The organism is Halovenus carboxidivorans, assembly GCF_009831575.1.
Classification (GTDB): domain Archaea; phylum Halobacteriota; class Halobacteria; order Halobacteriales; family Haloarculaceae; genus Halovenus; species Halovenus carboxidivorans.
The window spans coordinates 265,595-287,474 of sequence record NZ_WUUT01000004.1 but is presented as its reverse complement, the minus strand read 5'-3'; the positions used below and the strand labels follow the sequence as shown (position 1 = coordinate 287,474).

Annotated in this window: 35 protein-coding genes and 1 tRNA gene; 20 read left to right on the top strand and 16 right to left on the bottom strand. The window is 58.9% G+C overall.

Features of this window, described 5'->3' with window-relative positions; all coding sequences use genetic code 11:
• The first annotated feature begins 38 nt into the window (after positions 1 to 38).
• The 3 genes from GRX03_RS12045 (at position 39) to GRX03_RS12035 (ending at position 2,117) form a co-directional block, all read left to right on the top strand.
• The gene (locus tag GRX03_RS12045) at positions 39 to 1,001 is read left to right on the top strand and encodes a CopD family protein (protein ID WP_159764450.1); all 963 of its coding nucleotides are present in this window, start codon (positions 39 to 41) and stop codon (positions 999 to 1,001) included.
• Positions 994 to 1,305 (top strand): sulfurtransferase TusA family protein, encoded by a 312-nt coding sequence (locus tag GRX03_RS12040; protein WP_159764449.1) that lies wholly within the window; start codon positions 994 to 996, stop codon positions 1,303 to 1,305. The genes GRX03_RS12045 and GRX03_RS12040 overlap by 8 nt, the downstream gene beginning before the upstream one ends.
• 167 nt (positions 1,306 to 1,472) lie before the next feature.
• Positions 1,473 to 2,117, top strand: coding sequence for a hypothetical protein (locus tag GRX03_RS12035; RefSeq protein WP_159764448.1), 645 nt, complete (start codon positions 1,473 to 1,475; stop codon positions 2,115 to 2,117).
• Between the two features lie 282 nt (positions 2,118 to 2,399).
• Here GRX03_RS12035 and GRX03_RS12030 read toward each other — a convergent pair whose 3' ends face one another.
• From GRX03_RS12030 to GRX03_RS17075, 8 genes are all read right to left on the bottom strand, one after another.
• Positions 2,400 to 3,320: a tyrosine-type recombinase/integrase gene (locus GRX03_RS12030; RefSeq protein WP_368278385.1), complete on the bottom strand. Its 921-nt coding sequence runs from the start codon at positions 3,318 to 3,320 to the stop codon at positions 2,400 to 2,402.
• 143 nt (positions 3,321 to 3,463) lie between these two features.
• A complete protein-coding gene (locus GRX03_RS12025) occupies positions 3,464 to 3,604 on the bottom strand; it encodes a hypothetical protein (RefSeq protein WP_159764447.1) in 141 nt (46 codons plus the stop codon).
• Entirely contained in the window at positions 3,601 to 3,750 is a 150-nt protein-coding gene (locus GRX03_RS12020) for a hypothetical protein (protein WP_159764446.1), read from the bottom strand. Before GRX03_RS12020 ends, GRX03_RS12025 begins: the two co-directional genes overlap by 4 nt.
• Complete coding sequence (locus GRX03_RS12015) at positions 3,747 to 3,944, bottom strand: hypothetical protein (RefSeq protein ID WP_159764445.1); 198 nt, start codon at positions 3,942 to 3,944, stop codon at positions 3,747 to 3,749. The genes GRX03_RS12020 and GRX03_RS12015 overlap by 4 nt, the downstream gene beginning before the upstream one ends.
• Entirely contained in the window at positions 3,937 to 4,344 is a 408-nt protein-coding gene (locus GRX03_RS12010) for a hypothetical protein (protein WP_159764444.1), read from the bottom strand. Before GRX03_RS12010 ends, GRX03_RS12015 begins: the two co-directional genes overlap by 8 nt.
• On the bottom strand, positions 4,341 to 4,565 hold the full coding sequence (locus tag GRX03_RS12005) for a hypothetical protein (protein ID WP_159764443.1): 225 nt from the start codon (positions 4,563 to 4,565) through the stop codon (positions 4,341 to 4,343). Before GRX03_RS12005 ends, GRX03_RS12010 begins: the two co-directional genes overlap by 4 nt.
• Entirely contained in the window at positions 4,558 to 5,295 is a 738-nt protein-coding gene (locus tag GRX03_RS12000) for a PD-(D/E)XK nuclease family protein (RefSeq protein WP_201289229.1), read from the bottom strand. Before GRX03_RS12000 ends, GRX03_RS12005 begins: the two co-directional genes overlap by 8 nt.
• Positions 5,296 to 5,422: 127 nt before the next feature.
• Positions 5,423 to 5,707 (bottom strand): sigma factor-like helix-turn-helix DNA-binding protein, encoded by a 285-nt coding sequence (locus GRX03_RS17075; RefSeq protein WP_159764442.1) that lies wholly within the window; start codon positions 5,705 to 5,707, stop codon positions 5,423 to 5,425.
• A 218-nt stretch (positions 5,708 to 5,925) separates the two neighbouring features.
• On the opposite strand from GRX03_RS17075, the gene GRX03_RS11990 reads away from it, so the two are divergent.
• On the top strand, positions 5,926 to 6,252 hold the full coding sequence (locus GRX03_RS11990; RefSeq protein ID WP_159764441.1) for a MarR family transcriptional regulator: 327 nt from the start codon (positions 5,926 to 5,928) through the stop codon (positions 6,250 to 6,252).
• 42 nt (positions 6,253 to 6,294) lie between these two features.
• On the top strand, positions 6,295 to 6,555 hold the full coding sequence (locus tag GRX03_RS11985; protein WP_159764440.1) for a hypothetical protein: 261 nt from the start codon (positions 6,295 to 6,297) through the stop codon (positions 6,553 to 6,555).
• A 136-nt stretch (positions 6,556 to 6,691) separates the two neighbouring features.
• Here GRX03_RS11985 and GRX03_RS16780 read toward each other — a convergent pair whose 3' ends face one another.
• Positions 6,692 to 7,201: a type IV pilin gene (locus GRX03_RS16780; RefSeq protein ID WP_159764439.1), complete on the bottom strand. Its 510-nt coding sequence runs from the start codon at positions 7,199 to 7,201 to the stop codon at positions 6,692 to 6,694.
• A 473-nt stretch (positions 7,202 to 7,674) separates the two neighbouring features.
• Here GRX03_RS16780 and GRX03_RS11975 point away from each other — a divergent pair, with 473 nt between their 5' ends.
• Together GRX03_RS11975 and GRX03_RS11970 are read left to right on the top strand one after the other, a co-directional pair.
• Positions 7,675 to 8,193: a type IV pilin gene (locus tag GRX03_RS11975; RefSeq protein ID WP_159764438.1), complete on the top strand. Its 519-nt coding sequence runs from the start codon at positions 7,675 to 7,677 to the stop codon at positions 8,191 to 8,193.
• A gap of 30 nt (positions 8,194 to 8,223) precedes the next feature.
• The gene (locus GRX03_RS11970) at positions 8,224 to 9,042 is read left to right on the top strand and encodes a hypothetical protein (RefSeq protein ID WP_159764437.1); all 819 of its coding nucleotides are present in this window, start codon (positions 8,224 to 8,226) and stop codon (positions 9,040 to 9,042) included.
• A 25-nt stretch (positions 9,043 to 9,067) separates the two neighbouring features.
• Here GRX03_RS11970 and GRX03_RS11965 read toward each other — a convergent pair whose 3' ends face one another.
• Positions 9,068 to 9,670: a site-specific integrase gene (locus tag GRX03_RS11965; protein ID WP_159764436.1), complete on the bottom strand. Its 603-nt coding sequence runs from the start codon at positions 9,668 to 9,670 to the stop codon at positions 9,068 to 9,070.
• A 250-nt stretch (positions 9,671 to 9,920) separates the two neighbouring features.
• On the opposite strand from GRX03_RS11965, the gene GRX03_RS11960 reads away from it, so the two are divergent.
• The 11 genes from GRX03_RS11960 to GRX03_RS11915 all read left to right on the top strand — a co-directional run bounded on the left by GRX03_RS11960 (position 9,921) and on the right by GRX03_RS11915 (position 16,987).
• The gene (locus GRX03_RS11960) at positions 9,921 to 10,136 is read left to right on the top strand and encodes a hypothetical protein (RefSeq protein ID WP_159764435.1); all 216 of its coding nucleotides are present in this window, start codon (positions 9,921 to 9,923) and stop codon (positions 10,134 to 10,136) included.
• 3 nt (positions 10,137 to 10,139) lie between these two features.
• Entirely contained in the window at positions 10,140 to 10,529 is a 390-nt protein-coding gene (locus GRX03_RS11955) for a hypothetical protein (protein ID WP_159764434.1), read from the top strand.
• Positions 10,530 to 10,538: 9 nt separating this feature from the next.
• The gene (locus GRX03_RS11950; RefSeq protein WP_159764433.1) at positions 10,539 to 11,063 is read left to right on the top strand and encodes a hypothetical protein; all 525 of its coding nucleotides are present in this window, start codon (positions 10,539 to 10,541) and stop codon (positions 11,061 to 11,063) included.
• Positions 11,060 to 11,272, top strand: a complete 213-nt coding sequence (locus GRX03_RS11945; RefSeq protein ID WP_159764432.1) for a hypothetical protein — start codon at positions 11,060 to 11,062, stop codon at positions 11,270 to 11,272. The genes GRX03_RS11950 and GRX03_RS11945 overlap by 4 nt, the downstream gene beginning before the upstream one ends.
• A gap of 139 nt (positions 11,273 to 11,411) precedes the next feature.
• A complete protein-coding gene (locus GRX03_RS11940) occupies positions 11,412 to 13,049 on the top strand; it encodes a hypothetical protein (RefSeq protein ID WP_159764431.1) in 1,638 nt (545 codons plus the stop codon).
• Between the two features lie 2 nt (positions 13,050 to 13,051).
• Entirely contained in the window at positions 13,052 to 13,621 is a 570-nt protein-coding gene (locus GRX03_RS11935; RefSeq protein WP_159764430.1) for a hypothetical protein, read from the top strand.
• Positions 13,618 to 14,469, top strand: a complete 852-nt coding sequence (locus tag GRX03_RS11930) for a hypothetical protein (RefSeq protein WP_159764429.1) — start codon at positions 13,618 to 13,620, stop codon at positions 14,467 to 14,469. Before GRX03_RS11935 ends, GRX03_RS11930 begins: the two co-directional genes overlap by 4 nt.
• Positions 14,466 to 15,548, top strand: coding sequence for a hypothetical protein (locus GRX03_RS11925; protein ID WP_159764428.1), 1,083 nt, complete (start codon positions 14,466 to 14,468; stop codon positions 15,546 to 15,548). Before GRX03_RS11930 ends, GRX03_RS11925 begins: the two co-directional genes overlap by 4 nt.
• A gap of 204 nt (positions 15,549 to 15,752) precedes the next feature.
• Positions 15,753 to 15,887 (top strand): hypothetical protein, encoded by a 135-nt coding sequence (locus GRX03_RS16915; RefSeq protein ID WP_267902777.1) that lies wholly within the window; start codon positions 15,753 to 15,755, stop codon positions 15,885 to 15,887.
• The gene (locus tag GRX03_RS11920) at positions 15,884 to 16,291 is read left to right on the top strand and encodes a hypothetical protein (protein WP_159764427.1); all 408 of its coding nucleotides are present in this window, start codon (positions 15,884 to 15,886) and stop codon (positions 16,289 to 16,291) included. The genes GRX03_RS16915 and GRX03_RS11920 overlap by 4 nt, the downstream gene beginning before the upstream one ends.
• A gap of 105 nt (positions 16,292 to 16,396) precedes the next feature.
• Positions 16,397 to 16,987: a hypothetical protein gene (locus GRX03_RS11915; RefSeq protein WP_159764426.1), complete on the top strand. Its 591-nt coding sequence runs from the start codon at positions 16,397 to 16,399 to the stop codon at positions 16,985 to 16,987.
• Between the two features lie 407 nt (positions 16,988 to 17,394).
• On the opposite strand, the gene GRX03_RS11910 is transcribed toward GRX03_RS11915, so the two are convergent.
• The 5 genes from GRX03_RS11910 to GRX03_RS11895 all read right to left on the bottom strand — a co-directional run bounded on the left by GRX03_RS11910 (position 17,395) and on the right by GRX03_RS11895 (position 19,454).
• Positions 17,395 to 17,874 (bottom strand): hypothetical protein, encoded by a 480-nt coding sequence (locus GRX03_RS11910; RefSeq protein WP_368278381.1) that lies wholly within the window; start codon positions 17,872 to 17,874, stop codon positions 17,395 to 17,397.
• A 132-nt stretch (positions 17,875 to 18,006) separates the two neighbouring features.
• Positions 18,007 to 18,441: a ribbon-helix-helix domain-containing protein gene (locus GRX03_RS11905; RefSeq protein ID WP_159764425.1), complete on the bottom strand. Its 435-nt coding sequence runs from the start codon at positions 18,439 to 18,441 to the stop codon at positions 18,007 to 18,009.
• On the bottom strand, positions 18,434 to 18,559 hold the full coding sequence (locus tag GRX03_RS16910; RefSeq protein ID WP_267902776.1) for a hypothetical protein: 126 nt from the start codon (positions 18,557 to 18,559) through the stop codon (positions 18,434 to 18,436). Before GRX03_RS16910 ends, GRX03_RS11905 begins: the two co-directional genes overlap by 8 nt.
• A 211-nt stretch (positions 18,560 to 18,770) precedes the next feature.
• Positions 18,771 to 19,319 carry an SWIM zinc finger family protein gene (locus GRX03_RS11900; RefSeq protein ID WP_233739927.1) on the bottom strand — a complete coding sequence of 183 codons (549 nt, stop codon included), beginning with the start codon at positions 19,317 to 19,319 and terminating at the stop codon, positions 18,771 to 18,773.
• Between the two features lie 64 nt (positions 19,320 to 19,383).
• Positions 19,384 to 19,454 (bottom strand) — tRNA-Gly (locus GRX03_RS11895).
• Positions 19,455 to 19,743: 289 nt separating this feature from the next.
• On the opposite strand from GRX03_RS11895, the gene GRX03_RS11890 reads away from it, so the two are divergent.
• Both GRX03_RS11890 and GRX03_RS11885 read left to right on the top strand, forming a co-directional pair.
• A complete protein-coding gene (locus tag GRX03_RS11890; RefSeq protein ID WP_159764424.1) occupies positions 19,744 to 20,802 on the top strand; it encodes an amidohydrolase family protein in 1,059 nt (352 codons plus the stop codon).
• A complete protein-coding gene (locus GRX03_RS11885; RefSeq protein ID WP_159764423.1) occupies positions 20,802 to 21,605 on the top strand; it encodes an iron-sulfur cluster assembly protein in 804 nt (267 codons plus the stop codon). Before GRX03_RS11890 ends, GRX03_RS11885 begins: the two co-directional genes overlap by 1 nt.
• 6 nt (positions 21,606 to 21,611) lie before the next feature.
• On the opposite strand, the gene GRX03_RS11880 is transcribed toward GRX03_RS11885, so the two are convergent.
• Positions 21,612 to 21,812 carry a hypothetical protein gene (locus GRX03_RS11880; RefSeq protein ID WP_159764422.1) on the bottom strand — a complete coding sequence of 67 codons (201 nt, stop codon included), beginning with the start codon at positions 21,810 to 21,812 and terminating at the stop codon, positions 21,612 to 21,614.
• Positions 21,813 to 21,880: the final 68 nt, after the last annotated feature.

Below are 21,880 nucleotides of genomic sequence, written 5' to 3'. Positions count from 1 at the left end.
GGGACGGCTTTGAGCGTCGACGAGAAAGCACAGCCAGGATGGGCCAGTCACAGCACGAATCGGTCGAGACCGGGGGAACGGAGCTTTTCGACAGGTACACGCTGCCGAAAGTCGCACTGACGATCATCCTCGTCGCCTCGCTCGCCGGCACCACACTCACGCTCCGGCTCAGCGGCGTCGGAGCGGTCGCGGTGGTGCTGGCAAAGTGGGGGTATCTCGTGGCGCTCGGTGTCCTCGTCGGCGGCCTGTGTTGGAAACACCTCTTCGTGCGACCGCAGGACCTCGACGACACCGGATCGTACTGCGAGCGGATGTACGACCGGTTCGAGTCTGTCGGGCTCTATGCGGCCGGCGCCCTCGCGCTCAGCGGGGTTGTCGTTCTCCCCCGCTACTGGCGGTCGACCGCCGGGCCGGCGGTGTCCGGTCTCACGGCACTGGTGTTCGCGGGACTGCTCGTTACGTTCGCCGCAACGCTGTTCCGGTCTGGCTCCGTCGACGGACAGTTCCGGAGTCCGCTCGGACTGGCCGCGTTCGGGAGCGCTGTCGGGCTCTTGGTCGCGACGGCCGCCGCAGAGGTGTCACTCAGGGGAGGAGCGGTCGACATCGTCGCGGTCAGGACGCTCCATCTGCTGGCGTTCGCGCTCTGGGTCGGCGGCGCTGTCTGGAACATCTTCGTCGCCGTCCCGGTCGGGCAGGAGTCACCGACAGTCCCGGTGGTGCGCGCCGCGGGCCAGCAACTCGAACGGTTCCGCTGGGTCGTTCGGTTCGTCTTCCCGACAGTCGTGGTGACGGGACTGTACCAGGCCCACGCGCTGTTCGGCTGGAACGCGAGCATCTACCTGCACTCGACGCTGGGACGCGTGATCGTCGGGAAACTCGGACTCATTGTCGTGCTGTTCGTGATCTTCAAGCTCTGTCCGATGTGGCGGGCCTGTTCGCCTATCGAGGGCGTGTGTGATCTGGAGGAACTCGGCGGCGGCGAGGTGAGCGGCGATGACTGAGTCACAGGTCCCCTCTGGGCTTCCGGAATGCGAGCCCGAGATGTCGGTCGACAACCGCGGAACCGGCTGTGCGAACGGTATCGCGCGCGTCCAGCGGGCACTCGAAGACCTCGACGACGGCGACGTGCTGGAGATTCTGAGCACCGACAGGCGAGCGAAAGAGGAGTACCCCCGACTGGCCGAGCAGACTCCCCACGAACTGCTGGGCATCGAGTCGGAACGCAAACGCCTCGTTCGGACCGAGTACACGACCTATCTCCGGGTTCGAGAGCGGACCGAGGGCGGCGATTCGGGGGAGTCGTAACAGAAGCGTAGGACGATCCAGAGACCGCCGAATCGGGGCGGACGGATATCGAAAACAACTGGCAGCGACGACGGTCGCCTCGCAAGCTGGTCCGCCGGATCCTGCGGTGATAGGGAGGTATGACAGCATCCAATCATTTTATTCTCCTGTGGAGTGGGCTATCGAGTATGGACGACGAGTCGAGCGATACCGAGGCTCCCGAATCGGAGATCCTGAGCAGCGCAACAGACGAGGGACGAGTTACCTTGGACCACCAGATAGCGACGATTCGAAACACGTCAGATTTCGCGTTTCGGATGCTTCGGCTCAACCTCGTCCTGATCGGCGCGCTGTTGAGTTCCGTGCCGGTCGCGGCACAGTTTGCCATTCCGATCGGCGTGTTTATCAACGAGTTCACCGTGCCGGGAGTCGGTTTCCTGTTCGGATCGATCCTCACTGCCGCGGCAGCACACACGCTGACGACGGCCAGCGCCGGTATAGGACCCGGGGGGCTGATGACGGTCACGAGCGACGAGCCGAGCGGACGGGAGTTTCACGAGCGTCTCTCCGAAAGCTACGCGGAGTGGATCGCAGAGAACCACAGGACGCTGATGAGACAGAACGGCGTATTTATCCTGTCGATGCTGTTGTTCATCAATTCGGCCATCTTTCTGGGCGCCGGGTTCGTCGCGGGAATCTACGACCCGGGGTTCGGAAGCCGCCCGCTCTACCTTCTCCTGACTGCGGCCATCACGCTGGCCACCGATCTAGTACTGCTCAGAACGAACGGATACGAACCGGTTGCCGCCGCACTCGACGTATTCAGAGACTAGGACGCTACTCGGAGGAGTCGGGGTCCTCGGAGTTGCGTACGATTCGGCCGCCGTCTGGAATTTTCTGGCCCTCGAACGTACGCCGCGATTGGTCTTCCTCTTCGATCATGCGCTATCGTAACTACTGTTGAGTAAAATACATTACGGGCGGAAGGTGAGGCCGACACACAGTGGTGGCTCACCGCATAGCGTCGGAAGGAAGTGCGCTGGCCGAGAGTGTAAATACTGGCGTTGAGTGCCCGTTTTTGTGCCTCTACTCCGCGGTTTGATCGGTCGGTGTTTTCAGAAATCATTGGTGAACTCCGTGTTGACGACGAGGTTTCGTCGGCGGTTCTCCATCCGATCCCGAAGGCGCTGCCGTCGTTCCTCGGGATCAGCCTTGTCGTAGTGCTGTTCAATCGTCTCGACGCTCGAATTCACACGCTCGGCGACATCCTCCGGCGGCCAGCCGGCGTTGAGCATGTACGTGATCGCACCGGTGCGAATCGGGTGCGGTGAGCGACTTGACGGACACTTACTCCCGTGGTGGATGTCGACCCACTCGCAGGACTCGCGAGACTTCCCGTGCGGACACTCGCTGTGTAGACAGGGCTGTGTCGACACGTACGACCACGTCCGCATCGTGTTCTCGTGCGGACGGCCCTGATTGCTCGACAACAAGGGTTGGCGGCCGAACTCATCCCGAGTGTCGTACCGCTCATTATCGATATACGCCTGCAGCGCGTTCGCAGTCGGCTTCGGCAGAGCAACCGGCCGCTCGCCCCGAACTTTGTTCTTCAGCGGTGTATCCGTCTCTGGTCGGTGCCTGAACTCGACATACGGAGAGTTGCCGAGTTCGCAGTCTTGCAGGTCGAGCGCGCGAATCCCACCCTGCCTGGCACCTGTCACCCACGCCAGCTCGAAAAAGGCGTGCAGTCGCGAGCCGTAGTGCTTCGGCGAGTCACGATAGTACCGCAACAGCGCGAGCGCAGCGTCGGTGTGCAGTTTTGTGTCGTCCGTCCGGTCGTCTTCATCAAGGTCAGGAATCCGAACAGCGTCAGCCAACCCCTGCTCGACAGCGCCGATGTCCTCCAAGAAGCGGATGAACATCTTGAACGTCCACATCTCTCCCTCCAAGGTCGCGGGAGCGATCTCCGAGCTACGCAGCTCATAGAACTCGTCGATGTCGTAGCGTTTCAGATTCCCGACGTTCCGAATCCCCACCGAATCACACCACTCTGTGAAGAGCTTCAGACGGTACTCCCACGTACTGATGCTCCGATCTGAGGCGTCAGGCCGCCGTCGGCGAAGGTAACGGTCCCGGGCCTCGCGGGGAGTGAGTTCCTCCGGTGATTTTCGTTGCCGGCTCACGCGGTCAACACCTCCCGAAACCGCTCGCTACAGTCGACGCACTGGTAGAACTCGACGCGCGTCTGCGGGTACTCCGCGCCGTTGTCGGCGACCATCGTCACGTCCGTACACCCGCAGGCGGGGCAGGACAGCGTCACGCTGAACCACCCCCCGCGTGCGGGGTGGGGGTGCCGGCGTTCGCATCGTCGATCACGAACGGCCCGCACTCCTCGCAGAGTCCGGTATCGTGCTCGACTGGGTGGGAGAGCCGAGTCCCACAGCCGAGACAGAGGTCCCAACTCATGCGATCACCTGCTGATCCTCCGCCAGCGCGCCGCTGGCTTCGACGCCACGCCCGGTCTCGTACTCCAACCTGCCAGTGCATCCGTTCTCGCACTCGTAGATCTCGTACCAACTACCGTGCGCCTCGTCGGGATCGGTCCCCTCGACGGGATGGGGCTTGATCCGCGCGCCACAGCACGCACACCGCTCACGCATCGCGACCACCCGCGTATTGAATCGAGCCGTGTTCGTCGGGCGTCTCGAAACCGAGGGGCCGACCGCCGTCGGCAAAGGCGTCGAGCCCTTCCTGTGGCGTCGAGAGGTCGTGATCGTCGGCCAGCTCGAAGGCACAAGCACAAGACTTCGGGACCCAGTCCTCGGCGCTACCCTCGGAGACGAGCCAAGCGTCGTCGGTCTCGCGGGCGATCACGCCGACGACCAGCTCGGGGTGGCGACCGCTGACTCCGGTGAGGTCCTTCTCCTCAACCAGCCACTCGTCCATCGCAACGACGACCGACTCGGGCCGCCGGAGCAGCGTCTCGGCGACAACGTCGACCGCACTGCCGGTAAGTCGGTCGTGACTGGCGAGGTCGTCATACGTGGCGACTTCGATCACGCTTGCTCACCACCGTCAGGGCTGACAATCGTCTCGGTATTACCCTCGCGGTCGTCGAGGACGACCTGATGACGGACCTTCCCCTCGGCCTGGATCTTGATTTCGAGCGGGCCGGCGTCCTTACAGACGGTCGACCGGCCGTGGGTCAGCAGGTGGTTCAGGTCGTCGGCGTCGAGGCGGATGGTCACGCCACCCTCCGCGTTGTACTCGGTCTCACTCATCGGAATCACCTTCCTGCTCGCACAGCCAACAACCACAGCGCTCGAAGGGCAGATCCGTTTTTGTCTGAATCTCCTCAACGTCTTTCAGCGTCTCGCGCATCTCGAAAGCCTGCTCGACGAGCCGATCTCGCCGATCGGGCTCGAAGGCGAACGTATCGTTGTCGGGCCACGTTCGCACTTCCAGATTCTTCTTGTTGAGATAGACGACTTGGCCGGCGTCGGCATCAAGGGCATCCATGTATAGCGTCAGTTGATCGAGGTGCCGTTCACTCGGCGGGTCGAACTTGTACCACCCGCCGCGAGTCTTCCAGTCGTAGACGACATTGTCGTGAGCGTCGTACACGTCGGCGTGGCCGGTCACACGGACGAGCCCGTGATACCCCGAGCGGTCGTACTCTTGGGTGATCGGTATCTCGTGATGCACGCCGGGGAACCGGTCCGAAAACTGCTCTTCGAGCCACTCGTGAACCAGCGTCCCGATCTGGAGCACACCAAGCATTTCGGTGTCGTGATCTTCGAGCCCGCACTTGCTCAACGCCGCCTGTCGCGGACAGCGCGCGAGTTGCGACGGGTGGAAGGTGAACGAGTCGGGCTCGGTGTGGCTGTCGTCGTCGTTCGCAACGGCCAGCGTTCGGGCGAGTTCGTCTGCCCAGTCGATTGGGTCTGGCGTCGCCGGCTCGTCGCTGTCGACGAGGTCGGACTCAAAGTCGCCGAGGTCGTCGGAACTCACGCCTGCTCACCCCGCTCAGACCACACGCGGCCGCTAACTCTCATCAGCGACTCATCGAGTCTCTCGGCCCGACCTACCGCTTCGCGGATGAAAATGTACGTCAGCGCCGGGTTGTCTTTCGGCTGGTTCATTGCGAACCAACCCCCGCGTGCGGGTGGGAGGTCTCGCCCCCGTCGTCGCGCGCTTCGGCCAGCTCGATCTTCAGCCGAGCGCGGCGAAGTAACGTCTGCACCGTCGACGGGTGGCGCTCGGTTTCGCGAGCGAACTCCCGAACGCCGGGTTCACCCATCTCGACGGTTTCGAAAACCTCGCGCTCCGACTCGGTCAGCTCGTCGAGTGCGGGGCGCTTATCTGCTGGCGGTACCTCCGGCTCAGTACGGGCCTCGCGGCCCGTGCGGTTGGTTTCGGACATAGGATCTGTCCACGAAACCGCCTTTTCCGGGCCTGTGTTGCAGCACAGGCCCGAAATCGCAAATGTCGAGAGGCATTTGCGAGCGATTAGACGGCTTCGTGTGTCATACAGATGCAGCGGTTATTCAAAAATGTATCGTTGATGATCTCAAACATAGATAATTTGGAATAGTAGCATAGGCCAGCTATTCAAATAGGTATTGTGTATGAGATATTATAATGCGTAAGTCCGGTGAATGGATGGTATTGTGGGACGACAGGATTTTAGAGATCTGTCGTAACGATGAGGACAATGTTTGTAGTGTGGGTGATTTAGCGGATCATGAACACATCCGTATCTCACAGCCCTCAGTTTCTCGAAGGTGCAAGAAACTCGCGGAACACGGTCTTCTCAGAAAAGTCGGAGACGGTGTATATCTCCTCACCGAACGCGGAGAGGGGTATCTCGACGGTAAGATCAACACCTACGAGGACCAGCCGGACAAGGTACCCGAGACAGACGACGAGGATAGTGGAGTATCGTCCCCCAGTAGCCCGTCACCCTGAATTACTCAAATGTCAGATGCAGACCGTCAGAGTGCCAGATGGATGAAACGAGAAGACGACCGTATCCTCGAATTTCTCTGCGAAGAGGATTTGGCAACCCATCAACTCATCTCTCGCGAAGTTTTTGAGAGCGTCTCACCGCCTCACGTCGCCGAGCGCCTCGCGATGCTCGAATACGCAGGTTTTGTGTCTTGTGAGGGCTGGGAGAGTTACGAACTCACGACTGAGGGGCGAATGTACCTTAACGGCGATCTCGACGCGAGGAACCGACCGACACCGACAGTCGACACGGTATTGCGGTAGACAAGCTGCGGGAGGAACAACCCCAAAAGCTGGACAAGTGGAAGTGCGATTGCAGTGATTCAAAATGTCCAGTGGATGGGCTCACGCGCGTCGCTAATGACCTGCGACACGACAATAAAAAGATGTTGCGTGGGCGTTACGACGAGTCGGAGTAGATGACCTGAGAGTCTTGGTCGGCCGGGTTCCAGATGATTTCGATTTCCCAGCTATCAATCGGGACAACAGAACCACCTCCTCCCGAATTTGCGACAGCGCTACCACCACCGGCACCGGAGGTGATTTTTTGTTCGTTGATGAATGCCTCGGTGGTATTAATACGGATTGTATCGCCAGCAGTCACTTCACCAAGGTTTGCGTTTGCTGCATCCATGGCAAATTTAACATCATTACCATTGATTGTTCCTTGCACTGTTGCCGAAGAGGCCTCAAAATCATCTCCACCGGTCACCTCAAGTGTGAGGTTCCCATTATCAACACTTGACTCAATAGTCGGACTGGGCGCAGGCTCGCCAGTATTTCCACCAAGTCCGAGTACAAATGAAGCGATCACGGCCGCGAGAATCACGGTGATGGCCACCATGAGGATCACGCCGATCACTGGACTTACTGCACTGTCGTCGTCTGTCAGTAGTTGTCGTATCGACATTACGAATCAGAGTAGTAGGAGAGTAACGTATAAAGATGGGTGACCGATTAACAAATATTAGACTTGAGAATCGGCCCTCGCAGCAACTTCGTAGCTGGGTATGCCTGTTTCACGGCGAGAAAAAACGGCACCGTCTTGCGATTATCGACCGCCAGCATCGTTTGAGTAAGATCACGACACAAACTCGTAGAGGTATTGTATCTGAAAACAGGAGAATACCAGAGGAGAATAATTCTCATCTCACCAACATTACGAACCCGACCGACTCCCGAGAACCACGAAAGCGGTGTTATCAAACGCTGTAAACGAGTAGGCACACTTTTATTACTTGTTGGCATACGTGTGGACAGAGCCGCCGAAAACGGGATAGAACGACCGGGGTCTACGGCGCGCGTAGCCTCCACGTTCATTTCGTAATGGCTAACACAAAGCTATTACATCCATCTCGTTTTCGTCCGGTGGACAACAAAACTATGAAACTGAAACAACTATTCAAGGACGACGATGCCGTGAGTCCGGTAATCGGCGTGATCCTCATGGTGGCCATCACCGTGATTCTCGCAGCCGTAATCGCAACCTTCGTACTCGGATTGGGCGAACAGGTGAGCAGCACCACACCAAACGCGAATTTCAACGGTGACTTTGCTGGAAACAGCTCATACACAGTGTCAGCCGGAGCTGGCACTTCAGACGTTTCCGCCGAGAACTCGACAGTCATCGAAATCACCCACACGAGCGGACCGACGATCGAAGCAGGGTCGCTTAGTCTCGCTGGTGATGCAAGCAACTTACAAATAAATGCTACTGAAAAGGGAATTAACCCAGCCAATGAGGATATGTCTGCTGGCGATACAATAGTTGTCTACGGAACCAGTCCAGAGCCAGTCTCACAGGGAGACACGATTAGTCTTCGATGGCAGAATGAGGAAGGGAGCAGCGCAATCCTCAGCCAGTTTGAGGTGAATGAAGACTACGACATCGATAATTCCTAAACCCCCGAAATATCTTAGTTTTTTATTATAATGCCTGACCGTCAGACACTCACACGTGACCTTGCCGAAACGTACACTGGCGGCCGCTACGGCGATCCGTGGGACTACGTCGAAGCCTACCGTGCGTATCTGGACTATACCGCCGAAAATCCAGAAGAAGGATCGACATCTGTAGCTCGGGCACTTGAGCAACCACGCGGTCGCATCCGTGTCTGGATGGACGGCTCGAAGCCGGATCCAGTCCGCGCAATCGAGATCGCCGAACAACACGACTGGCTTGATTGGGACTGGGAGACAGACACAATACAGGCACTGAACTGTCTGGTGGCCTGGATCTTCGCGGGAGGGTCGATCAGGACAGAAACTTATGTGCCATTATTCACAGTCGACACAGACGATGACGAAACAGTCCTTAGATCACTCCTTCAGACCGCTGTCAACGCGCGACTCTATTACAACGACCGCACAGAAAACCGGGCCCGAGAAGTGACCATTCAACAGCACCAAGCGGTACTCGGCCGGTTCCTTGCCATCCTCGGCGCACCGGTCGGGACAAAGAACGACGACCGTGCTGATCTATCACTCCCGTCGTATCTACGAGAGGCACCCGACTCGCACCGTCGCGCGTTCGCCCGAACGTATGTCTGTCTCCGGGCGACTGATCGTCCGAATCGACCAAACCGTCCAATTCAGATTAGCGAACGGCGCGCAGCATCATACCGGGCTGAGATCCGGGCCCTGCTCAACAGTCTGATCTCTGGAGCAGTCACAGCAACAGGCCAGACATTCACCCTCTCGAAAGCAGCGGCTGAAGAACTTTACCAGCCTCCAACCATCGGAGCCTCGTAACCCCACACCTGCATTCGGGTGAGGGTCAGACAACATCGACCGAAGCAAACTCATCGTCGACAACCCCCTCAGTCGGACTATTGAGATACGGCTCGATGGCAGCAAATGAGTCCCAACCACCAACCTGCATCACTATCCGTGGGTTCAGGTCCTCGTCTACCAGTAGGCGCTGTGCGAACCGCCGGCGAAGATCGTGACTTGAGATGTGCTCAAAATCGTCATTCCCCGTCCGCTCGGCTGCCGCTTCAGCCGTCCGCTTCACCGCCGCCCGAACACCGCGTTCGGTCAGCTCAACAAACGGGTCGTTCGGAGCAATGTTCTCTGCATTCTGGAACTGCTGGAGATCGCGCTCAACGGCCGGCGGCAGGTAAGCGTCCCGAGGCTTCCCGCCAGAGCCGGTCGTATCCTTTCCGCGGGGCACCCGAAGCCGGTACTGGCCGCTATCGGTCGTTGAGATACCGGACGGCGTCACTTGGGGAATCTCAAAAGCCCGGAGTCCGACGTACGCACCGAGCTGGATGATCACATCGTCGCGGTAGCTGGCGGCCGCCCGTCGAAGATCCTCGATCTCGCTGTCCGTGAGCCACACCTTCGTCTCGTTGTCGGCCTTCGTGGCTTCGATTCGCATGTAGCTTTGTCTAATTTCTCACGTATTATTTCTACTGTATGACATACATCGGACCAATCTTCTGGGTAATTGGCACAAGCACGAGCGATTTCAGAGGGGTCTGTTTCCGACTTGTATAACAAGCCGTCACCCCGCAATGCGGTTTTATTCTCCAGTGGTAGAAATTACCACCGAAGAATATTACTAGGTGGCAAGGTAAATCCAGTGTATCGGCTTGTAAAATTGAGCCGACAACAACTCTACTCAAACCATGGAACAACTCCTACCACCGAAATTTCGCCCCGCAACATGGGCGATTACCGAACTTGCAGCGCTCAACTGGGGACTCGTCGAGTTCGCCGACACCAACCTCCTGACCGACGTGCTCGGTCTCTCCGGTGATCCGCTGACGGTCACCTTCGGCGTGATCGGCGCGGCCGGCGCGGTCGGCCTCTACAACACTGCCGCACACTACCTCGGGGACTGATCTATGACGCAATTCGAGTTGGACCTAGAGACGTTCGTCATCTTCCCCCTCTTCGCGCTCGGGACCGCCTCAACACTTGGACTCGTCGCAGCCGACTGGCTCCCGGTTATCTCACTCGGAGACGTGTTCGTCGAGGTGAGCGGTATCCAGTGGACCATCGGCCGGCTCCTCTCCGTCGGAGCCCTTGGCGCTGTCATCCTCAATCGAGACGACCCACTCGACTTTGACGCCTGGGGCGTCCTCGAAGTCTGGGTCCTGTACGTGACTGTCGGGCTCATCATCGCCCCACCGTTCTTCCCCGTTTTCGAGGGCTGGATTACCGAGACACCCGCCGCGTTCGTCTCCTTCACCATCCAGAGTATCGGCTTTGCACTGATCACCTACGTCAACTGACCTATGAACATGACACGACACACGAAAATCGGATTCGTGCTCGCGGCCATCGGTCTCGTTGCGATCCTCGGTATCCTGACTGCCGGCGCGGCGGCCGTCAACGTATCGAGTGAACAAATCACGGTCGACGACGGACAGACCGTCACTGTCGATGTCGAAGTCACCGACGAGTTCATCAACGACTCCCAGACGAGCACATCCGTCGACGTACAACTCAAAGACGACACCGGAACCGTCGTCAACTCGACCACACTCACTGTCGAAGACACCGCCTTCAACGGGACGTACTCCGGCTCGGACACTGTGTTCCGAACGGCGGATTTCTCCCCTGCAGCGGGGAGCTACACGGTCGTCGTCAACGCAACTGCACAGGACTACGTTGCCTCGACAGACACAGAGGTTCCCTCAGCGACGACCGGCGGTGGACTGCTCGGCGGTGGCGGAATCATCGCCGGCGCTGGCTCGACTCAGTTGATCGCCTTCGGAGCAATCATCGCCGGACTGGCTTACGCCTACCGGAAGGATTGGCTATGATCGACAAAGAGGCGTCGTACCTTGCTGTAATCTCGGCGATCGTCATCGTTGTCGGCCACGAGTGGCTACACGCCAGCTCGATCACTGACCAGATCCCGAACATCACCGGCACCACGACCGCCGCCATCGATTCGGTCTCGGTCGGGCTGGCAGCTCTCGTCGCGGCCGGCGTGACGATCAACGCCTACGTGTATCAAGTGGACGACTAACGGATTCACCCCCCCACCCGAATGCGGGGGATTACTCAACATATGACCAAATCCCAACAGACGACCGAACTGGACGACCAACGAACGATCCCCCGCCGTGGCGTGCTCGGCGGAGCGTATCTTATTAGGGAGGACCGTGATGTCTGACTCAGCACGAAGTCAGTTGTTCGCGCTGCTGCTGGTCGGGTTGATCATGCTGACTACCGTAGGATTACCACTGGCGGTCCCACATCCGACAACGGACGGGACCAGCGAGCTTTCGCCTGTTCAGGAAGCGAAAGCGCAGTCAGGCGGACAAATCGTTTGCTCAATGAATGTTTATCTGACTCAAAATCGACCGTGTGACATCCAGTTCAACACTGGTGTTGAGAAGAATCTTGATCATCTCCAAGCATATCAAAAAGCAGTCAGTAAAGTGGCTGCTCGGAAAACTGTCTTGGATATTATTGGCAACTACGCGAAAGATACGAAAGATGTCGCATTTTTGATTGCCGAACGGGAGATCTACAAAGCAATTGTTAACGGATCCAGCAAGGCAGTTGCGCTATCAAAGGCAAAGACTTCTGTAACTGAATACTATGAAACTAAACAGTTCAATTACTTGGACTTCTGGAATCAGTACGTCGTAGCACAGGATAATATCCACAGCACTGCCCCAGAAGCAATCTACGCTCCTAAGACGATGGCAAATCCCAAAGATGCATCTACTGTCCAAGGAGTGAATTACAAGGGTCTCAGGACGCGTACAGTTGAATTTCAGCAACTCAACAAATCCCTCACTGTCCAACAGGTCAAACTCCGAGTGAACTGGAAAGACAAGGACGGTGTGAGTGATTCCGAACCGTTCTGGTTCGACCCGATTAGTGAGATCCAGCACTCCCTCACGGGCGCTCAGAAGACTGAGATTGCGATAGATGGACCATTCCAAACAGTCGCACGACCACCATCTCCGGATAATGGGCCTCAGCAAGTCTACATCTACGGCCCAATTTGGGATGAATATGAAAAGTTAGAGTCAACGAAACAGGAAGTGCTAAACGATATAAATTCGTATGTTGAGAACACATACGCCAAGTTTGAGAGTGGGAAACTGGATCCCGAACAAGTCTTATCACAAGTCAATCAGATCAACAACTTCATCGCGGAAGTCAACCCAAAGGGAGGAAGTTTCGATGAAGTATCAGCATTCTTAGAGGCATCCGGAATGGCTACGCCGGATAATGCCAGCTACATGGATATTCGATACAGGCCATATAGCGACACTTCAGGAACAGATTTCGGGGCTAATCGAACACTGAATGGATTGCTGGCGTCAACGAACGAACCTCCGACCGGTGATTGGGAGGTCAACCGAACGTACGAGACCAATAATCTCGAAGGGAGCCAGACGGTCGCGCTGATTGAGGGTGGCTATCAGCAACTTGACGGACGGTTTGAGATTCAGAACGTCTACAACGAGAATGGCGAGGACGTAGGCAGTGTGAACATCACCACCGAAACCCGAGATTACTCGGTGAGCAACACGACTGAGTTGCAAAACCGGACTCAGCGACTCCAAGAGCAGATTGACAAGTTGCAGAAGTTACAGAGGACGACAGTAGTTACAAGTGGCAAATCTGCAGGCACAGGGTTTGTACAGGGGATTGCTAACGCGCTTGGCAATCTCGTCGGCAATCCCTTCGACGGAGTTGTGCCAGGGGTTCCCGGCAAGAGCCTCACACAGATACTCGTGCTTGGTGTTGCTGCGATACTCGGCGTGAGGGTGCTAACCGGGTAACAATGACGGGATACAGACTCACCGCGCTGGCTTGTGTGTGTGCGCTCGCACTGCTGGCCGTCCCCGCACCAGCACTCGCCCAGACCGACACCGCCCAGAACGCCACCGCACCCAACGAACCCAGCACCGAAGTTGCCGACCAGCTCGGCGATCTCGTGATCCATTCCTACAGCTACAGCGATGGCACCATGACCATCGAGGCGACCTGGCGCGGCCCCACCCCCGAGACGATTACACTTACCGAAATGATCGAACTCGACAGCGAGGGCACTACCTCAATCTCCTTCCAGACTCAACGACTCTTGCCGAACGAACGCACGAAACTCACGATCGACGCTGAGACGCGTACCGGCGGCACCGCGGCCGTCCTCGTCACCACGCCCCAGGGCACAGAAATGAACGAAGCGCTGGTCCTCCAGGCGGGCAAACCGTCCGAGCCGGACACACTCATTCCACAGCGAAATGCAATCCTTGGGGCTGGAATAGCTGCCGCCGGCGCGGCCGCACTGACCTTTGTGTTTGTGCTCAGGCGGAAACACGAGGAAGAGCAGGAGGTGGATCGACTCGCATGAGCGACACCACCCAACGCGCCAAAGAGATCAGCTCCAACTTGGAACGACGCACACTCGACCGACTCGCTGGCCTGCGCACGTTCGCCGACGAGAACTCCCGACTGCTGCTGCTGTTCGGCTTGCTCGTCGTACTGCTCCAGTGGGCGGGCATCATCAACCTCGCAATCCCGAACTGGTGGCCCTACGCGCTGGCGATCACCCTCTCCGCGACGGCCGCGGCCTACGTGGGTGCAGACAAGGTCGCCGACCTCATCCCCGAGGAAGACGGGATCCTGCTCGTCTCCTACACGGTCGACGACGGCACTGGCGGGGCGATCTGGGAGGTTTCCGAAGACACGTGGGCGGAGATGACCGTCGACGGCACGCTCTTCGAGTGGTCTCAGTCCCACCGCCGGATCTACGAGTGCCGCGATTACGACCCCGACAGCAATCACGCGGTCGCCAACTGGCGGGAATCCGCACCCGCCAGTGAGTTCGCCGAAGAACGAAGCGTCGACGACGCACTCGCCGCCGTGCGCGAACTCCGGCAGGATCTCGAACCCGAAGCCGCGAAAGCCCGCGAGATGCGCCGGCGTATCCGCGGGATCACACGCCAGCTCGACCGCCAGCGCGCCCAGGAACTCAACACGGCAATCGACGAGGCGACCGTCGACGCTGACATGGGCGAGGCGACGATCTCCCAGATTCTCGACGACGCACTCCCCGACGACCTGCACCCGCACGCGGGTGGGGGTGAAACCGACGAGAAAAAGAACGGGGACAAAGCCGACGAGCACTGGCGCGACGAACCGATGGTCGATCTCTCCGGGGTCGACTTCGAGGAAGATCCACTGAGGGCACACCAATGAGTGACGGGAGTGCATACGCGGCGGCCGAACTGGCAACTACACTCCGCGACGAGCCCGACGAGCACGTCCGCGGCTACGCCGGCCTGATCGACGATCGCGATACACTCCAACTGCTAAACCACCTCGATACCGTGCTCACCGAATCGGTCGAAGAGACACGGGTCGGCCAGGAGATCATCGCGAACGCCGCGACGGAGACAATCGACGAGTCCGTGCGAGCGGGCAACGTCTCCCAGATGAAAACGGCGACCGGGCTCACGAACCAATCAGAAAAGAAAGAGCGGTTCTTCGTCGAGGTGGCCGACCGACTCACCCACGAGGGCGCGGTCGGGCTCGTCTTCGGCTCGCCCGGCAGCGGGAAGACATCGCTCGTCCTCGATACGGCGAACGTCTGGCGTGCGGTCACCGGCGGGAAGGTCATCGCAAACGTCGACTGGGACGGCGCTGACGCTCAGTTCTATAGTGATGAAGAAATGCTCGAAACGATGGCCTCGTATCAGGGGCCGGTGCTGGCCGTCCTCGACGAAGTAGCCCAGGAACTCTCTGGGTTCGGGACAGGCTCGAAGAAAGCCGAAGCCTTCAGTGACTCACTGCTGTTCATCCGCAAGCGCCAGGAAGAACACGGCGAGTACGCCAAACGCGGGAGCGTGCTCTCGGTCGCGCACACCCGCACGAAGACCGCCAAGGAAATTCGTCGCGTCGCGAGTTTCGCCGTCGAGAAGCCTGACAAGACCCGCCCGGACAAAGCCCGGATTCTCGAAAGCGAGGGCGGCAAAGACGAGTGGGACGAACTCGCCACGTATCAGGGCCTCACGGACACCGCAGAGACCTACGACGAGTATCAGGCTTCAGACTTCGAGGTGAGCGAGGATTACGATAGCGACGACGACAGCGACGACAGCGGCCTCTCTGCAGACAAGAAGGCGTCCATTCAGTCGGCGATCGTACTCACACAAGACCAAGGGCTCACCTACGATGACGCCGCCGATGCAGTCGGCTACTCGTCGTCGTGGGTCGGCGATCGCGTCCAGGAATGGAAAGATGGAGAACACGACTTCGTGGAGGTTGACGATGAGTAAACTAACAGACAGCGCAACGACAGCGCTATCCATCCATCCACAGCCCCCCCGCGAATACAATTTTAATACGTGCGTGAGGCGGGGTCGTGGATTGGTCAGCAATCGGGTCCCGCGGCGGGGCAAATCGGGATGGAAAAAGAAAAAATGGCTGCGCTGCTGGGCGCTGTCGAGCTGGCGCACCCACACAAAACACAACACACAACGATGAAACGAGTTCTCCTCGTGGCGATCGCCGCGTTGATTGTCGCGGCATGGCTGGACGTACAGACCGGCGTCGATCTCCTTGACGCACTGATCCGCGCGGTGCCGATAGACTGGCTCCGGGGGCCGCTACAGTGACCGTCGAGAACAGACGCGCGCCGGGCTTCTACGGCGCGAAGGTCGAAGACTGGGTACTCGACCACTACGGGCTGGAACGCTCATACGAACCTGTGAACGGCGCACGCATGGACGCTGTCGTTCCCGAAAACGGCCAGCCGGTCGAAATCAAAGCCGTGGCACTGAACCGGAAAGGTGGCCGGGCGAATCAGACACGGTTCAAGATCTGGCGGGACCAGCACGACGCGCTAAACCGCGCGGGCGGGTACTATGTGTTCGTCGCCTACTATTTGCGCTCCGAGGGGGTTGCCGTTCAAGATGCGCAGAGCGTTCGCGCCGACTCGTTGAATATCAACTGGTACGGCGACACCGCCCCACGTGGCTCCGAACAGGCAGAACTTCCGGCGCGGCAAGTGTTCAACTGAGTCCCTGCCCTACCCCCTGTAAAAACTATCTGAAGGTAAAGTTAAATTACTATTCTAATTTGGTATGAAAAAACTTTAGTAAAAGTTCTTATTTATAATTCAGATATGGCAAGTTATGAGCCTAAAGGTAACGAAAGCACATCCATTCCCGTCGTCGGCGGCCTGATTTATGGCGTGGCAGCATATATTGTCGGCTTTATTGTTACTCTGGTATACCTCTTGACTACACAGCCAGAAACTGGGAATGAGCTTCAGAACATCTATCAATTTGAACCCGGGACAGGAACGAACTCTGAACTCCTAATTAACACGATTGGCTGGATTTATTATAACGCGCAAACAGTTCCAATCCAGATTACCGGCCGAGATGGTTCACAAATCACGGTTAATGCCCTCCGCGAAATAGGTGCCGGTAATCCACTAATTTATAATGCGATTCCAGCTGTCGTTCTCATTATTTTTGGAATAATACTTGCACAGCGGGCTTCAGCAACCTCTGCCCGTTCTGGTCTGGTTGCTGGTACTGCACTTGTTGTTGGCTACGGTATCTTGGCAGTAGGTGGTGCTCTGTTTTTCAAAATCTCGGCTCAAGGACTAACCTACCAGCTTCCACTCACCAACGCAGTGCTCATAGTCGGAATCGCATATCCTGTCATCGGCGGAGGAGTTGGTGGAGTAATTAAGGGCAGTCTTTAGTAGCTTTTAGGCTGGATTTGGTTGCTTGCCAAAATCAGTCCATGTTTCTTAGACCCACTTGTCCTCGAATATCTGGTGCTGGGGGGAACTCAAGCCGATTATTACTGAATCTTGGCCATTTTAGGGGCCTCAGTGCATGCGGTTGATCCCATCATTCAGTATGTATTTTGCTGAGGAATTGATTTAGCGTGGTTCGCTCAGAACAAATTCGGTCCGTTTGCTGTATTCACACTCTCAATCTTGCCCATCTCTATCTACCAGTTCCAAAACGGACCTCTTGGAGATTATTATCTTCGGTGAAGAGTCATAGAAAGTACGCCTAAGTGAGATTACGGTCTACCGAATCCCAGTAATAACAGATGTGTAGATACCAGAACAGCGCCGTGCTGGAGTACACCAGTAACGGTTCAATCACGACGGACCACCTCACGGTCGAAAATCCTCGGCCAGCCGAGTTTCGCCACCTCACGCCGTCCGTTGTCGTACCAACTCCCGTCGAGCAGATCGCCGACCGTCGCGGCCGGGACAACCATGCTGGCGATGAGCGGCGTCTCCGGCAGCGGAGCGTACACTGTCAGATAGTAGAACGCGCCGGCGTCGACGAGTTGGTCGTGGCTCACTCGCTTGATGTACCACCGGCCGGGCGTCTGGCCGTCGCCGTTGCTCTGCTCAGGAATGCAGCCTTTGATTTCGACGGGCGTCTCAGGCTCGACGAGACAGACACCACCGAGCGGACGGTTCGGCCGTGGGGCCAGCACCTCGACCGTCTCGGCGTCGTGCCACTCCGCTTCGCGGTCGTCGACGGGGGCAAGCGCGGGCTCGCGCTCGATCACGGCGGCTTCGACCGAACTCCCAGTTCGCTTCGGGTGCAACGAGTCCAAACTCACGCCTGACCACCCCCCGCGTGCGGGTGGGGGGTCTCGGTCCCCCAGTGACGCCGACTCAGGTGCAGTTGTGCTGGGTCGGTGAGATGCTTGACAGCTCGCGCCCGAACTCGCGTCATTCCAACGGTGTCGGCGTTACGCATCGTCGGCACCTCGCAATTTCCAGCTTCGGTTGCTGGTGTCGAAATTCGTCTGCTGTCGGAGGTACCCGCGCCGGCGGAGTTTTCCGAGCACCGCTCGCTCGACGACTTTTTCGGACTTGCCGAGTGTCGTCGAGAGTTCCGCCACAGCGAGGTCGTGCGGGATGAGGCCGTCCGAGTTGGCGATCGCGACCAGTGTCATGTACCCTTCCCGGAGCATGTCGTCGTCAGTCGGGGCCACCCGCGGGGCGTCGGTGCCGTCGGCTTGGCTGAGTGATCGTTTCATCGCCGCCCGGAGCGCTTCGGCGCGACTGCTGTACTGCTCGGACTGCTCGACGTGAGCGTCGAAGCGCTCGACGAGTTCCTCGTCGGCGCGAACCTTCACCTGTTTCTGACCACCGTCTTCGCTGTGAGGGAGCTGATTACTCATCGTCACCTCCAACGATTGCGTCACACCGACAGCAGGCGAGCGCGTCACCGCCAGCGACGGGGACGAGTTCACGGCGTGCGTCGCATCGTTCGCAGTAGCCGAACTCGGCAAGCGTCACGCCGGGACACCTCCGTGAGTGGTACCACTTTTCGGGGGTGTGGTACCACAGGGTCGGTTGGCCGACGTGTGGCGATTTCCGCCGGCGAGAGCAATAGTGGTACCACTCCCCCCACCACTCTGCGAAGGTCTCGCGCCAGCGGGCGTCCCCGCGTGTGATGATACGGAGCCCTCGAAGCCGACTCGGAACCGGCGCACAACACAAGCGCTCGTCACGCCTGCTCACCTCCGACCTTCTCGCGAGCCCACCGAAGCTGATTCCCGACGGTCCCCGGAGCGCGGCCGGTCTCCCGCGCGTACTCCCGAACACCGCACTCGCCCAACTCGCAGGTGAGGTATGCGTCGAGTTCTTTCGGCGTGAGCCCGGCGAACTCCCGCGCATCGCCGCGCTCGGCCACGCGAAGCCAGGACGGCGGCGCGTCGTACTCGCGACCAGTCTGCAGGTGCGTCACGACGAGCCCGCCGGTGATCCAGTCCCACCAGCAACTCGCGACGTGAGCACACCAGTCGTCGTAGTGATAGCCGGGACAGTCGCAGTTGACACGCAGGACGCGACCGCTGAGCACGAACACGACGCGGCGGGGTTCGTCTGAGTTCTCCAGCCAGACCATGCGCTCGGCGTCGTTGACCCAGCCGCCGCGATCGCGCTCGGTCTTGCGCTCCCAACTCCCAGACATGTCGAACTCATCCGGGAAGGTGAGCGGGCTGGCGGTCGTCTCGATCGTCGCCAGATCCGGGGTTGCCTCGGACTGGCTGCTCATGCAGACCACCCCGTAGAGCGGCCGCTACCTGTCAGGAAACCCGGGAAAAAGGGTATATATGTAGTGCGCTGGCCGAGATTTGAACTCGGGTTAGGACCGTGGCAGGGTCCTGTGATACCACTACACCACCAGCGCTCACTTCGTTCACGCTGAGCCTCGCAGACATCTCGTCTGCTCACCACCAGCGCTCACGTTGTCTACATTACTCTGTACACCGGCAAACCAATAAAAGGCTTCCGAATTGGCCAAGCGGTCGCCACGGAATGCCGGACAGCGGCCGAGTCGCTCCCTGCCCTAGGTGATCGGACCACGCCGGAAAACCCCCGACCGACGGTTCGAGTGATCGACGAGGTATCTGAAATTTGGAATACATCATAATTATTTCACGGAGATTTATGTTCACAACCCCCATAAGCATGTGAACATGTACCAGGCGAACGGAGAGGACATCTTCGTCATCGATGGGCACGTCCACCTGTGGGACGCGAGTAAAGAGAACATCAAACACGAGGGGGGAGAGCAGTTCATCCAGTGTTTCTACGACTACCACACCGGATTCACGCCGGAGGACAAACAGTGGTCGCTGGATGAGTACCGGAAGTACGGGGCCGAGCGGATGGTCGAGGACCTGTTCGGGAACGCCGCGGTCGACATGGGTATCTTCCAGCCGTCGTACCTGACGGACTTCTACGACGAGGGGTTCAACACCATCGACCAGAACGGACGGCTGGCCGAGAAGTATCCCGAGCGGTTCATCAACAACGGGCGGTTCGATCCACGCGAGGGCGAGGACGGACTTGCCGACCTCGAACGACAGAAAGAGGAGTACGACATCGAGGGGGTGAAGCTATACACGGCCGAGTGGAAGGGTGACTCGAAGGGCTGGCGACTCGACAGCGAGGCCGCCTTCGAGTTCCTCGAAAAGTGTTCCGAACTGGGCATCGACAAGATTCACGCACACAAGGGGCCGACGATCCGCCCGCTCAACCGTGACGCGTTCGACGTTGCCGATGTCGACGACGCCGCGAGTTCGTTCCCCGAACTGGAGTTCGTCGTCGAACACGTCGGACTCCCGCGACTCGATGACTTCTGCTGGATCGCCGCCCAGGAGCCGAACGTCTACGGCGGACTCGCAGTGGCCGCACCGCTGGCGGTCCACCGACCGCGGAAGTTCGGCGAGATCATGGGCGAACTGCTGTTCTGGCTCGGTGAGGACCGCCTCCTGTTCGGCTCGGATTACGCGCTGTGGAACCCCGACTGGCTCGTCGAAACGGTGATGGACGCCGAACTGACCGACGAGCAACGCGACGAGTACGACGTCAGACTCGACATCGACACGATGAAGAAGATCATGGGCGAGAACGCCGCCGAACTGTACGATATCGATATCGAGGCGAAAAAGCGGGAGTTCCGGACCGACGACATCAGCGAGCAGTTCGGTCTCGGAGACCACTACGGCGAACCCGCCGCCGCCGACGACTGATGTCGGGACGCTCGACTGACGATCCGGCGGCGACAGCGGCGGCAACGCGTAGGGAGCCGACTGAGGCGGCCGTCCGCGACCGACTGGATCGGGTGACCGATCCGGAACTCGACGAGTCTATCGTGGCGCTTGAGTACATCGACGAGATCGCTATTGAGGGAGAGACGGTCACGGTCGATTTCACGCTCCCGACAGCCTGGTGTTCGCCGGCGTTCGCGTGGATGATGGCGACCGACGCGCGGGACGAAATCGAGACGCTAGAGAGTGTCGATACGGCGACGATTCGCCTCCACGAACACATGCACGAGACGGAGATTACCGAAGGGGTCAATCAGCGGCAGTCCTTCGCCGAGACGTTCCCCGACGCGGACGGCGGCGTCGCCGAGATCCGTGCGACGCTCGATCAGAAGGCCCGCCTCGCTCGGCAGTACGAGGCGATCAACGCGCTCACCGACGCGGGCCTCGATCCCGAGCAGATCGTCGACCTGACGGAGCCGGATATCGAACTCTCGGACGAGAGCGCGATCGTCTACGTCCGCAACAGCGCGGTCGCCGTCGCGGTTTCCCGCGAACCGATTGCGGAGTACCTGCAGAAGGCTCGCACCGTCGGCCTCTACCGAGAGGAAGAGCCGGTGTTTCGCGATCCCGAGGGGGAACCGATCGATCCCGAGCGGTTCGCGGTGGTTCAGAAGCGAGCACGCCTCGCGAGTGTCAACATGTCCGGACAAGGGAACATCTGCGACGCACTCAACGAGGCCCGCCGCGCGGAGGACCGACCGCCGCTGAGCGAACTCGATCACTGACGCCGCTCAGAACCCGAGGACGCTTCGCGGGCCCGGCGGCGGACCGTCCGTACCGCGGTCATCGTCGCTGTCTTCCGGTTCGCCGTGGCCGGGTTTCGCTAACCCGTGGCGATCCCCGTCTCGAAACGAGTCGAGATCCCACCCGCAGTCGGGGCACTGTCGCTCGCCGTCGAGGGAAGCCCCACAGCCGAGACAGGTGTCGAGCATGTGTGTGTGTTCCACATGCACAGCCAGCGTCAAATCTGTATCGGCTGTCGAATCAACCGACAGAAAAA

Coding starts and splice junctions, on each gene's coding strand:
- GRX03_RS11960 (WP_159764435.1), top strand. CDS start 9,921: ATGGAACAACTCCTACCACCGAAATTTCGCCCCGCAACATGGGCGATT.
- GRX03_RS11885 (WP_159764423.1), top strand. CDS start 20,802: ATGTCGGGACGCTCGACTGACGATCCGGCGGCGACAGCGGCGGCAACG.
- GRX03_RS12040 (WP_159764449.1), top strand. CDS start 994: ATGACTGAGTCACAGGTCCCCTCTGGGCTTCCGGAATGCGAGCCCGAG.
- GRX03_RS12035 (WP_159764448.1), top strand. CDS start 1,473: ATGGACGACGAGTCGAGCGATACCGAGGCTCCCGAATCGGAGATCCTG.
- GRX03_RS11930 (WP_159764429.1), top strand. CDS start 13,618: ATGAGCGACACCACCCAACGCGCCAAAGAGATCAGCTCCAACTTGGAA.
- GRX03_RS12005 (WP_159764443.1), bottom strand. CDS start 4,565: ATGAGTGAGACCGAGTACAACGCGGAGGGTGGCGTGACCATCCGCCTC.
- GRX03_RS11990 (WP_159764441.1), top strand. CDS start 5,926: ATGCGTAAGTCCGGTGAATGGATGGTATTGTGGGACGACAGGATTTTA.
- GRX03_RS16780 (WP_159764439.1), bottom strand. CDS start 7,201: ATGTCGATACGACAACTACTGACAGACGACGACAGTGCAGTAAGTCCA.
- GRX03_RS11900 (WP_233739927.1), bottom strand. CDS start 19,319: ATGAGCAGCCAGTCCGAGGCAACCCCGGATCTGGCGACGATCGAGACG.
- GRX03_RS12045 (WP_159764450.1), top strand. CDS start 39: ATGGGCCAGTCACAGCACGAATCGGTCGAGACCGGGGGAACGGAGCTT.
- GRX03_RS11915 (WP_159764426.1), top strand. CDS start 16,397: ATGGCAAGTTATGAGCCTAAAGGTAACGAAAGCACATCCATTCCCGTC.
- GRX03_RS11955 (WP_159764434.1), top strand. CDS start 10,140: ATGACGCAATTCGAGTTGGACCTAGAGACGTTCGTCATCTTCCCCCTC.
- GRX03_RS16915 (WP_267902777.1), top strand. CDS start 15,753: ATGAAACGAGTTCTCCTCGTGGCGATCGCCGCGTTGATTGTCGCGGCA.
- GRX03_RS12020 (WP_159764446.1), bottom strand. CDS start 3,750: ATGAGTTGGGACCTCTGTCTCGGCTGTGGGACTCGGCTCTCCCACCCA.
- GRX03_RS17075 (WP_159764442.1), bottom strand. CDS start 5,707: ATGTCCGAAACCAACCGCACGGGCCGCGAGGCCCGTACTGAGCCGGAG.
- GRX03_RS11975 (WP_159764438.1), top strand. CDS start 7,675: ATGAAACTGAAACAACTATTCAAGGACGACGATGCCGTGAGTCCGGTA.
- GRX03_RS11985 (WP_159764440.1), top strand. CDS start 6,295: ATGAAACGAGAAGACGACCGTATCCTCGAATTTCTCTGCGAAGAGGAT.
- GRX03_RS11890 (WP_159764424.1), top strand. CDS start 19,744: ATGTACCAGGCGAACGGAGAGGACATCTTCGTCATCGATGGGCACGTC.
- GRX03_RS11940 (WP_159764431.1), top strand. CDS start 11,412: ATGTCTGACTCAGCACGAAGTCAGTTGTTCGCGCTGCTGCTGGTCGGG.
- GRX03_RS11965 (WP_159764436.1), bottom strand. CDS start 9,670: ATGCGAATCGAAGCCACGAAGGCCGACAACGAGACGAAGGTGTGGCTC.
- GRX03_RS12015 (WP_159764445.1), bottom strand. CDS start 3,944: ATGCGTGAGCGGTGTGCGTGCTGTGGCGCGCGGATCAAGCCCCATCCC.
- GRX03_RS11880 (WP_159764422.1), bottom strand. CDS start 21,812: ATGCTCGACACCTGTCTCGGCTGTGGGGCTTCCCTCGACGGCGAGCGA.
- GRX03_RS11950 (WP_159764433.1), top strand. CDS start 10,539: ATGACACGACACACGAAAATCGGATTCGTGCTCGCGGCCATCGGTCTC.
- GRX03_RS11935 (WP_159764430.1), top strand. CDS start 13,052: ATGACGGGATACAGACTCACCGCGCTGGCTTGTGTGTGTGCGCTCGCA.
- GRX03_RS11945 (WP_159764432.1), top strand. CDS start 11,060: ATGATCGACAAAGAGGCGTCGTACCTTGCTGTAATCTCGGCGATCGTC.
- GRX03_RS11970 (WP_159764437.1), top strand. CDS start 8,224: ATGCCTGACCGTCAGACACTCACACGTGACCTTGCCGAAACGTACACT.
- GRX03_RS11905 (WP_159764425.1), bottom strand. CDS start 18,441: ATGAGTAATCAGCTCCCTCACAGCGAAGACGGTGGTCAGAAACAGGTG.
- GRX03_RS11925 (WP_159764428.1), top strand. CDS start 14,466: ATGAGTGACGGGAGTGCATACGCGGCGGCCGAACTGGCAACTACACTC.